The 7392-nt window shown below is 58.2% G+C and carries 6 protein-coding genes; 5 read left to right on the top strand and 1 reads right to left on the bottom strand.

Annotation, left to right across the window (positions count from 1 at the left end):
- Both KFO72_RS23080 and KFO72_RS23075 read left to right on the top strand, forming a co-directional pair.
- The coding region (locus KFO72_RS23080) for a sensor histidine kinase (RefSeq protein WP_263627777.1) at positions 1-371 on the top strand (371 nt) is incomplete at its 5' end.
- Positions 368-1000, top strand: a complete 633-nt coding sequence (locus KFO72_RS23075) for a response regulator (RefSeq protein WP_176054218.1) — start codon at positions 368-370, stop codon at positions 998-1000. The genes KFO72_RS23080 and KFO72_RS23075, both read left to right, overlap by 4 nt.
- A gap of 239 nt (positions 1001-1239) precedes the next feature.
- On the opposite strand, the gene KFO72_RS23070 is transcribed toward KFO72_RS23075, so the two are convergent.
- Positions 1240-2175 carry a substrate-binding domain-containing protein gene (locus tag KFO72_RS23070; RefSeq protein WP_062918789.1) on the bottom strand — a complete coding sequence of 312 codons (936 nt, stop codon included), beginning with the start codon at positions 2173-2175 and terminating at the stop codon, positions 1240-1242.
- A gap of 1015 nt (positions 2176-3190) precedes the next feature.
- On the opposite strand from KFO72_RS23070, the gene KFO72_RS23060 reads away from it, so the two are divergent.
- The 3 genes from KFO72_RS23060 (at position 3191) to KFO72_RS23050 (ending at position 7210) form a co-directional block, all read left to right on the top strand.
- On the top strand, positions 3191-3649 hold the full coding sequence (locus tag KFO72_RS23060) for a hypothetical protein (RefSeq protein ID WP_225033130.1): 459 nt from the start codon (positions 3191-3193) through the stop codon (positions 3647-3649).
- A gap of 96 nt (positions 3650-3745) precedes the next feature.
- On the top strand, positions 3746-5215 hold the full coding sequence (locus tag KFO72_RS23055) for a carbohydrate porin (protein WP_224102003.1): 1470 nt from the start codon (positions 3746-3748) through the stop codon (positions 5213-5215).
- Between the two features lie 270 nt (positions 5216-5485).
- Positions 5486-7210 carry a methyl-accepting chemotaxis protein gene (locus tag KFO72_RS23050; RefSeq protein WP_225033129.1) on the top strand — a complete coding sequence of 575 codons (1725 nt, stop codon included), beginning with the start codon at positions 5486-5488 and terminating at the stop codon, positions 7208-7210.
- The last annotated feature ends 182 nt before the right edge of the window (positions 7211-7392 follow it).

Raw genomic sequence — 7392 nt, 5'->3', positions numbered from 1 at the left:
ACGAATTCAACCGGCGCAACGCGATTCCCTGCGAACTGCGCATCGAAGGCGGCGAGCCCGCGCTGTCGGACGCACACGCGACGGCCGTGTTCCGCATCGTGCAGGCGTCATTGACCAACGTGGCGAGGCATGCGGAGGCGGCGCGCGTCGATGTGTCGCTGGTGTCGACGGCGGACGCGCTAGAACTGCGCGTCTGCGACGATGGCCGGGGCTTCGACCGTGACGCGGCGCGCCGCGAGTATTCGTACGGGCTCCTCGGCATGTATGAACGCGCGCGGCTGATCGGCGCGACGCTGTCGATCGACAGCGCGCCGGGCGCCGGCACGACAGTTTCGATTCACATTCCGCTCGATGGCGGACTCAAACCATGATCAGGATACTCATTGCAGACGATCACGCGATCGTGCGCGGCGGACTCAGGCAGATCATCGCGACCACGAGCGACATGATCGTCGCGGCGGAAGCGGCGCACGGCGCGGAAGTCGTCGACAAGCTGCGCGGTTGCGCGGTCGATCTGCTGTTGCTCGACATGACGATGCCGGGTATAAGCGGTGTCGATCTGATTCGACGCGTGCGTGCCGAGCAGCCTACATTGCCCGTGCTGGTGCTGAGCATTCACGACGAGGCGCAGGTCGCATCGCGCGCGCTTCGTGCTGGTGCGACGGGCTATCTGACGAAAGACAGCGATCCCAATGTGCTACTCGCGGCGATCCGCAAACTCGCGGACGGCGGCCGTTTCATCGATCCGAAGCTCGTCGATGCGATGGTGTTCGAGACGCACCGCGGCGACATGCTGCCACACGAAGTACTGTCCGACCGCGAATTTCAGGTGTTGCAGATGCTCGCCGCTGGCAGGACTGTCAACGAGATCGCCGACATATGCGCGCTCAGCGCGAAGACGATCAGCACGCACAAGATGCGGCTAATGCAGAAGCTCGGCCTTGCGAACAACGCCGAGGTAATCCGTTACGCGATCCGGCATGGACTGATTGTCGAGTAGACGCGTCAGCGCGCGCTGCACATGCGCGGCGTGCCTGAATGCTTTAAGAACGTATTGCGATTGCAATATGTCAGCGGATGTATCCGAACGTCTTTACGACCGCATTTTCTATGCGCTACTGGCCGATCATCTGGATGAAGCCGAAGCGGAACACGATGCGTGCAATCAAGACGATTAACGTCTCATTGAAATTCCACTGTGAATTGAACCAGTCACGAAAAATGCGTCCCTGACGCCGCTTACCTGGCGTAGTTCGCCAACAGCGAACGGATCGCCGGATCGTTCATGTTCTTCGGCGTTACGGTGGTCACATCGACGAATATTTCCCGGGGCGGGGGATGGCCTCGTAGTGTCCGGGCCAAGGCCGCCAATGCTAGATAACCCATGCGGTAAGGGTCCTGCAATATGGCGGCATGTACAATTCCTCGCTTGAGCCCGTCCAGAAATTCCGGACGCCAGTCGAATACCACAAGGCGTGGACGCTGGTCGGTTGGCGTGCTTTCAATTACCCGCAAAGCGCCGTAGGCAATGGGTTCAGCCGGCGCGAAAATCGCGTCCAGGTGGTCCGGGTAGGCGTTTATCGCCTCAGCGATCAGCACCTCTGCGTCGTGGGGGCGATATCCGACGTAGGTGTCGATCACCACATTCCATCCCTCTCTCCGGGCGACGCTCAAGAATCCACTTTCCCGCGCGGTGGTCGAACTTACGTTGGGCGCGAGCCGCAGCATTGCCACCTTGGCTCCCCGTTTCAAAACCGGTATCAAGCTGAGCGCAGCCTTTCCGCCTGCTCCGAAGTTGTCTGTGTAAACGGTCGAGACGCTGTCGTAATCGGTGTTGGCCCGATCGACAAGGACCACAGGAACGGGGATGGAAACCTGCGTGTCGCTCCGCAAGGGTTCCGGTGCCAGTAGCACACCGGAGACTCCCTGCGTCACCAGGTAATCGATAATATGCAACTGGATATTCGGCGTATTGAGCGACTCCCCATCGGACGGGCTGCGGATCAACAGATCAACATGCTGATCATGAGCCGACTGTCGTATTCCCCTGAGCATTACCTGATAGAAAAGAAGCGATGAGCCCGGTAGGACGACACCGATTGTGGTCGCGTGCGCGGTCGGCACGGATCCAGTCAAATACAGAAGAAGCAAGAGCAGTCTCACGATCCTGCGCATAGAGTGTCCATTGATCAGAGCTGGGACCTTACCCGCTAAGCCTGCGGCAGAAAGGATCATTCATAGAATGGTTCCTGCCCGCAAACGAAATTCGTTAACTCGCGGAAATTTTCGAGACCTGTCGGAATGATAAGCCGATGGGCGACCGCTCGCCATCGTAAGGAGAGTATTTTTCGAGAGGACAACACGGCGCTTGGCAGAGTGTCTCCTGTGTTTCGAGCGAGGCATCGTGGATCGCTCCGCGACGCCGCCGGCATCGGGCGAGCGTATCGTCTCTTGACCGCGCGGCCAGATCTGGTGAAGGGTGACGTGTCGTGAATCTCGTGAATACCGGTAATGGACGAAGCCGAGCTTTTCACAGAGCGGCTTGCCTGCCATGGTAGCTTGCAGGAAGGTCACGCGAATGCCAGGGTCTTCGAGCACCAGTTACATCAGGCGGCGGTCAAGGCCGCGCCCGGTTCGTCCGGAGACACGATTACGAGACCCTTCGAACGAACCGAGGCGCATGCTTGACCGCGTCAAAAAGGTAATTCGACGACATCAACCGCAACGGTTTATAGGCGCGACAAGCATATGTTCAAACACTCCACGGAGGATCTCCCATTAGTTTGTAGAACGTGAACGACAGCTTTCGAAACGGTCAGTTCGAGAGCGGATCGAAAGGTTAATTCAGTTGTTTCGCACTGCGTCGCTTTTCACGGAAATTTAACTTGCCAACCACCTTTTTCACCGCATACAATCCGCCGCGTTGCCTTGAAGGAGTCCTCCGTGGAAACGAGTCCTGGTAGTGGAAGTCCGATGCATATATGCACCGGCAAAACAACCGCGAGATAGCCGCTGCAGGAATACGCCTACGCCGCTAACTCGCAGAGTCGGGTTAGTGCGCTTCATCGAAGACAGTGGTTTCGGCTGTCTTTCAATTGCACGCTCCCCTTTCGTTACGTTCGTCTCGTATTGACATTACGGGACTCTGCACGTTGCCTGACATCTTGTCGGGCCCGGCGGGAGTTGGGTCATGTTCTTCACCAACATCGTTGTTCCTTTTTTTACATCGGTCAGGGCTGTGCCTCTAGTACGCCTGGTGACATTCGATGTCCGTCACGTGCCAGCATGGTCACGTGAACGCTGGGCCCCTCCAATGACAGCCGTCGCTGCACGAGCGCATAGCCTGAACGCACCGATGCGCGGCGGCGCAACGGATTTCGCTGCGAACAAAGGGGCGAACGACACGTCGGGGCCCATTGGTGCATTACATAAGCTACGGCATATCGTGGTCCAGAAACTGCGCCAGGCTGGAGTCGAACTGGCACGGTCAGTATTGCGCGCAGCATTTAGTGGACGTCCGCTCACGCCGACCGGCTATGCAATTGTCGCCCTGATGGCCATGGCGTTGGCGATGGTGGCGATGTTCTCCACATCTTCGGCGGGTGGCGAACTCGAGAGTGCGTTGCGGCTCAGCTGGTGGTTCTGCTAAATCTCCTGACTTCACGCTTGCGCCATATTCCGCGTCTCCTATTACTACAACGCCCTTGTCCGTGAACAGACAGGGCGCAACCTGTCCCTGCCCGTCATGAAGAAAAAACTGATAACCACATGGCTGTCGTCCGCAATGACTGCCGGTCTGAGCGCGCTGGTCTCGTTCGGCATGATGTCGATCGCCCACGCGCAAACGGCGCCCGAGAGCACGCCTCCCGCAGAACCCGCTTCGAAAGCCGCCGCGGATAGCAACGCTGCGCCAACAGGATTCTGGGAGGGTTCGACTCTGCTGGGTGACATGGGTGGCCTGCGTCCTTTGCTCGGCCAGTACGGCGTGACACTCGCCTTGCAGGAAACGAGTGAATACCTCGGTAATCTCACGGGCGGCACGCGGCGCGGCGGCGCTTACGATGGCCTGACCCAACTGGCCGTCGGTGTGGACCTCGATAAGGCGATCGGACTCGCGGGCGGCAGCTTTAACGTGTCGGCGTTGCAGATTCACGGCACCAGCCTGACGCAACGCAACTTGCAGACGCTGCAAACCGCGAGCGGCATCGAGGGCGACGCAAGTACGCGTCTGTGGGAACTCTGGTATCAGCAGACGCTGCTTGGCGGCAAGGCAGACGTAAAGATCGGGCAACAAAGTCTCGATCAGGAATTCATGGTCAGCCAAAACGCCGCGCCATTCATCAACGCGACCTTTGGCTGGCCCGCACTGCCTTCGATAGACATGCCTGCCGGTGGCCCGGCGTATCCGTTATCGACGCTCGGCGCCCGTGTGCGTGTGAAGCCGTCGGATGCATGGACGGTACTCGCAGGCGTGTTCGGCGGTAATCCCGCTGGCAGCAACACGGGCGATCCACAACAGCAGAACGCACACGGCACAAACTTCAACCTGCACAATGGCGCGCTCGTCATTGGCGAAGTGCAGTACGCGTTGAATCCGCCGCCTGAGAATCCTGCGTATCAAGGCGCTTCGTCAGGCTTACCGGGTACCTACAAACTCGGCTTCTGGTACAACACGCAGCATTTCGCGGATCAGCGTTTCGACAACACGGGCCGCTCGCTCGCCGATCCGACGAGTACCGGCATCCCTAAAAGCCACACAGGCGACTACAGCCTGTATGCGGTAGCGGACCAGATGGTGTGGCGTCCATCGGCTGAGGGTCCACGCTCGATCAATGTATTTGCACGCGTGATGGGCGCGCCGGGCGACCGCAATCTGATCGATTTCGGCGTGAATACAGGTGTGACGCTCAAGGCGCCGTTCAACGGGCGCGATAACGACATCGCCGGGATTGCGGTCGGCTACGCGAAGATCGGCTCGCACGCGCGAGACCTCGCCAGCGATACGGCCGCGCTGACCACGCCAGGCTATCCGTCGCGCAGCGCCGAGACTGTGATCGAAGCGACGTATCAGTGTCAACTCACGCCCTGGTGGATCTTTCAGGCGGACGCGCAGTACTTTTTCCGTCCTTCGGGTGGGATTCCTCAACCGGACAACGCCGGCTCACGTATCGGCAATGAGTTCGTCGTCGGCGTTCGCACGAACATTACGTTCTGAACATTCTGGGCTTTAGATCCTTGTACGCAGAAGCGAAGGGATGAAGGATGATCGATGCTTAGCCTTTTCCACGTCAGGTCGTGTCGTCCGTATATTCCCGTATTCGTATATCCCTACAAAAAAAGAAGCGAACCCCTAATGTAAATTCAGTATCTTTGCCATAAATAAACGACGCATATTACCGTTCACCAATGCAAGGGCCTGGCGATGCTGGCCCGTGCCCATCGGTTTTGCAGTATCGAACCGGGCATCAACTCCTAGGTGGACACAATGGCCAACTTTGTACAAACGATCAGATTCAAGATCATTCTCGCGTTTAGTGTGTGCGTGATACTAATGGCAATGATCGGACTCTTTGGGGCGTATGGGTTGTCCAGGCTCAATTCGAACGTGATCGGCGGGTATTCTGGCAGTACCGTTCCGATTGCTGAACTGTCGGAGGTTCGTGCAGCCCAACTGAACGTGCGCCTACTGCTAAGGCGTATTCAGGTAGCTCACGATTCGGCCAAAACGACGGAATTCAGTGCGGCCATGCCACAACAATTTGACCGGATCAACAAGTCGTGGAATCGCTATTACTCAGATGGTGTATCTAGCGACACGGAACGCGAGATCGCCGAGGGAGTCAGGAAAAGCCTGCCCCAGTTTGCAGCACTCGCGAACGAAGCTATAACGGCTGCGAGCGCGGGTAATCTCGACGCAGCATCTTCTGCGATTGAGCAGATTGTTCCGGTGTCTGAGACTATAAGCAATGCTCTGGACAAGGCAGCCGCACTCGAACTGGCTCAGGCCCAAGGATTTGTCGACGATAGTGGGTCGACGTTCAGGACTACGCTGTGGAGCGCAATCGCGCTTCTTGGCGTTGGCATTGTTGTTGCCGTTTGCATGTCAGCTTATCTGCTCCGTGCGATCTCGAAGCCGCTCAACAGGGCTGTTGACGTGGCGAACCATATCGCAAGCGGCAGTCTGGAAAATCAGATCGTAGTCGACTCACGTGGGGAGTTTGGCCAACTTCTCGACGCACTGAAGAAAATGGACCAGCAACTCAGCGATACGGTCCGCGGAATCAAGACGTCTGCCGCGTCCGTTACTGTGGGAGCGCGCGAAATTGCTAGCGGCAATCTCGACCTCTCTGCCCGGACAGAGGAACAGGCCGCGTCGCTCGAAGAAACTGCAGCTAGCATGACGCAGCTGACCGAAACGGTAAAGCAGAACGCTGACAACGCCCGGCAGGCTAACGTGCTGGCCACGTCAGCCACGAACATGGCCGATACGGGCAATGACTCGGTTCAGGCCATGGTCGGGACGATGCAGCAGATCAGCAGCAGTTCAAACAAGATTTCCGAAATCACCGGCGTTATTGAAGGCATTGCGTTCCAAACGAACATCCTTGCGTTGAACGCCGCCGTTGAAGCTGCCCGTGCTGGCGATCAGGGACGAGGCTTTGCTGTGGTGGCGAGCGAGGTTCGCAGTTTGGCGCAACGGTCCGCTGCTGCCGCGAAGGAAATCAAGGAGCTGATAAGTTCCTCTGTGACAACGATTCAGGACGGTGCGACGCAGGCAGCAGAGGTCAGTTCCACGATGGGGCAGGTCAAGCAGGCGATTAAACAGGTCTCCGATATTGTCGGTGAAATCGCGGCTGCGTCCGAAGAGCAGAGCCGCGGCATCGAACAGGTGAATCAGGCCGTTGGCCAGATGGATGAAGTGACCCAGCAGAATGCGGCGTTGGTCGAACAGGCAGCGGCGGCGGCGCAGTCTCTCGAGGAACAGGCGACCAGGCTGAAGGATGCCGTTTCCGTGTTCAAGGTGGCCGGAACAGGGCAACCTGCAGTAAGCATGGCACTAGCGCAAATCAGTCTTCGCCCGCCCGCTTCCAAGGTTCCGCTCGCGCACCGGGTGCAACCGGCGAGAGCGAAGAAGGCACTGGATGCCTCGTCTGCAAGATCAGTTGCCGCCCCAGCCGAAATGGCGAACGCAGAGTGGGAAGCGTTCTAATCATGAGATACATCACGTTCGGGCGTTTCCGAATCCGACGTCATGCCACGGGTATGGGAACTCTGTGGGTAGCGAGAGTGCATTCGCCGCCGGCATTACGATGCCTGTTTCGCCTTCATGGGACGCAGTCGCGAACCTACCGGATACGCGTGCCAGTGCTGAGGAACAAGAACACTCGCCCT

Source organism: Paraburkholderia sp. XV, assembly GCF_020177535.1.
GTDB classification, from domain to species: domain Bacteria; phylum Pseudomonadota; class Gammaproteobacteria; order Burkholderiales; family Burkholderiaceae; genus Paraburkholderia; species Paraburkholderia caribensis.
The sequence above is the reverse complement of the archived record's forward strand: the minus strand, read 5'-3'. Positions and strand labels throughout refer to the sequence as shown.

Bases quoted from the DNA above. Each gene is read 5' to 3' on its own strand.
- KFO72_RS23050 (WP_225033129.1), top strand. From the start codon at position 5,486: ATGGCCAACTTTGTACAAACGATCAGATTCAAGATCATTCTCGCGTTT.
- KFO72_RS23075 (WP_176054218.1), top strand. From the start codon at position 368: ATGATCAGGATACTCATTGCAGACGATCACGCGATCGTGCGCGGCGGA.
- KFO72_RS23060 (WP_225033130.1), top strand. From the start codon at position 3,191: ATGTTCTTCACCAACATCGTTGTTCCTTTTTTTACATCGGTCAGGGCT.
- KFO72_RS23070 (WP_062918789.1), bottom strand. From the start codon at position 2,175: ATGCGCAGGATCGTGAGACTGCTCTTGCTTCTTCTGTATTTGACTGGA.
- KFO72_RS23055 (WP_224102003.1), top strand. From the start codon at position 3,746: ATGAAGAAAAAACTGATAACCACATGGCTGTCGTCCGCAATGACTGCC.